This is a genomic window from Psychrobacter sp. PSi21 (assembly GCF_054960615.1).
Genome location: NZ_JBHNYR010000053.1, coordinates 1 through 461 on the forward strand (window position 1 = coordinate 1; position 461 = coordinate 461).

At 38.6% G+C, this 461-nt stretch carries 1 protein-coding gene; it reads right to left on the reverse strand.

The window, feature by feature from the left end:
• Window positions 1-461 (reverse strand): hypothetical protein (locus tag ACFI32_RS14850; protein ID WP_462627394.1); only part of this gene is annotated, 461 nt, incomplete at both ends.

The following is a 461-nucleotide window of genomic DNA, read 5'->3' on the forward strand; positions in this document are numbered from 1 at the left end:
ATATATATAAGAAGGTCTTAAATGATATGGATCTTTCATATTATCATCAGCTTTAGTATCGGATAAAAGCACATCTTTTACCTTGATAAAGTAATGACCATTGCCGCGTTGTTGTTGCTCCGTGTTTTGTTCAGGGTCTTGTTTGATAAACGCCTGACTGTATTGTTCATCAGTCAATAATTGACAGCAATCACTGGGAATCAAACTGTATGTACCCTGTTCTGCGGCTAAAATAGAATAAGGAAACCCACCGTCATTATATTGAGACAGGTTCGCGATGCTGCCTTGTTCAAAGGGTGCGGCCTGAAAATAGTCTGTCATCAGCGCTCTAAAATTGGCAGTATCAGGTCGATCTAAAATGGCTTTGGTATACTCATCTAACAGCAAGGGTTCAGGTATTTTCCAATATTCACATAAGGATTGTTTCTGACACCGCATTATAATCTCACCTTCATAGTTAA